This window comes from Mesorhizobium sp. M7A.F.Ca.US.014.04.1.1, from assembly GCF_003998745.1.
Taxonomy (GTDB): Bacteria; Pseudomonadota; Alphaproteobacteria; order Rhizobiales; family Rhizobiaceae; genus Mesorhizobium; species Mesorhizobium ciceri.
Genome location: NZ_RZRW01000760.1, coordinates 1 through 2,240, shown reverse-complemented (window position 1 = coordinate 2,240; position 2,240 = coordinate 1). Strand labels below are relative to the sequence as shown.

At 63.2% G+C, this 2,240-nt stretch carries 1 protein-coding gene; it reads left to right on the top strand.

The window, feature by feature from the left end; genetic code table 11:
* Positions 1-2,072, top strand: a 2,072-nt coding sequence (locus tag EOA22_RS31115; protein WP_206521368.1) for a vitamin B12 dependent-methionine synthase activation domain-containing protein, incomplete at its 5' end; no start/stop codon positions are given.
* Positions 2,073-2,240 lie beyond the last annotated feature (168 nt).

Below are 2,240 nucleotides of genomic sequence, written 5' to 3'. Positions count from 1 at the left end.
GCGTGTCGAACCTGTCTTTCTCGTTCCGTGGCACCGAGCCGGTGCGCGAGGCCATGCATGCCGTATTCCTTTACCATGCCATCCAGCGCGGCATGGACATGGGCATCGTCAATGCCGGCCAGCTCGCCGTCTACGATACGATCGAGCCTGATCTGCGCGAGGCCTGCGAGGATGTCGTGCTCAACCGCGCGCCCAAGGCCGGCGGCACCGCCACCGAACGCATGCTGGAGATCGCCGAACGCTTCAAGGGCACGGCCGGCAAGGAAGCGCAGGAGCGCGATCTCGTCTGGCGCGAATGGACTGTCGAACAGCGGATCAGCCATGCGCTGGTCAACGGCATCACCGAATTCATCGACGCCGACACCGAGGAAGCACGGCTTGCCGCCGAGCGGCCGCTGCATGTCATCGAAGGCCCGCTGATGGCCGGCATGAACGTCGTCGGTGATCTGTTCGGCGCGGGAAAGATGTTCCTGCCGCAAGTGGTGAAGTCGGCGCGGGTAATGAAGCAGGCGGTGGCTGGACTGCTGCCGCACATGGAAGCCGAGAAGCTGGCAAACGCCGCCAACGGCATCGACAATGGCGAACGCAAAACGGCCGGAAAAATCCTGATGGCGACGGTCAAGGGCGATGTCCATGACATCGGCAAGAACATCGTCGGCGTGGTTCTCGCCTGCAACAATTACGAGATCATCGATCTCGGCGTCATGGTGCCGGCGGCCAGGATCCTGCAGACGGCGCGCGAGCAAAATGTCGATATCATCGGCCTGTCCGGCCTGATTACGCCGTCGCTGGACGAGATGGCGCACATGGCCGCCGAGATGGAGCGTGAAGGCTTCGACATTCCGCTGCTGATCGGCGGCGCGACGACCAGCCGCGTGCACACGGCGGTGAAGATCCACCCGCGCTACAGCAAGGGGCAGACGGTCTATGTCACCGACGCCAGCCGCGCGGTCGGCGTGGTCTCATCCTTGCTGTCCAACGAGAGCAAGCGCGGCTTTGTCGATACGGTGCGCGCCGAATACAAGAAGGTCGCCGATGCGCATGCCCGCTCGGAAGCCGACAAGCAGCGTTTGCCGCTGGCCAAGGCGAGGGCCAATGCGCATCGGATAGACTGGTCCGAATATGAGCCGCCGAAGCCGTCCTTCACAGGCGTGAAGGTGTTCGAGAACTGGGACCTGACCGAGCTCGCGCGCTACATCGATTGGACGCCGTTCTTCCAGACCTGGGAGCTGAAGGGCCGCTATCCCAAAATACTCGAAGACGAGGCGCAAGGTGCCGCCGCACGCCAGCTGTTCGAGGATGCGCAGGCGATGCTGAACAAGATCATCGCCGAGAAATGGTTCGCGCCGCGCGGCGTCATCGGCTTCTGGCCGGCCAACACCGTCGGCGACGACATCAGGCTGTTTACGGACGAGAAGCGGTCGCAGGAACTGGCGACGTTCTTCACCTTGCGCCAGCAACTGACCAAGCGCGACGGCAAGGCCAATGTTGCCCTGTCGGATTTCGTCGCGCCGGCGGAGTGCGGCAAGGCCGATTACATCGGCGGCTTCATCGTCACCGCCGGCATCGAGGAGGTGGCGATCGCCGAACGCTTCGAACGCGCCAACGACGACTATTCCTCGATCATGGTCAAGGCGCTGGCCGACCGCTTCGCCGAAGCCTTTGCCGAGCGCATGCATGAGAAGGTGCGCAAGGAATTCTGGGGCTACGTGCCAGACGAATCGTTGGCGCCGGACGAGCTGATCGGCGAACCCTATCGCGGCATCCGACCGGCGCCCGGCTATCCGGCTCAGCCCGACCATACGGAGAAGGCGACTTTGTTCCGGCTGCTCGACGGCGAAGGCAATGCCGGCGTGAGACTGACCGAAAGCTATGCGATGTGGCCGGGTTCATCCGTCTCGGGGATCTATCTGGCGCATCCCGAAAGCTATTATTTCGGCGTCGCCAAGATCGAGCGCGACCAGGTCGAGGATTATGCGCGCCGCAAGGCGATGCCGTTGGTCGAGGCCGAGCGCTGGCTTGGCCCCATCCTCAACTACGTGCCGGCACACTATGCCGAGGCGGCTGAATAGCCGATGCCGGCGCGCCTGACGGGAGCGACAGGCGAATGCCGGTCGCTTCTCCATTGTCATCCTGGCCCGCTTCGATTCCTGTGGGCTATTGCATGGCCGACGGGTTCATCCACAGCAGCTCCCAGACGTTGCCGTCCGGATCTTCGATGTGGCGGTTGAACATGAAAC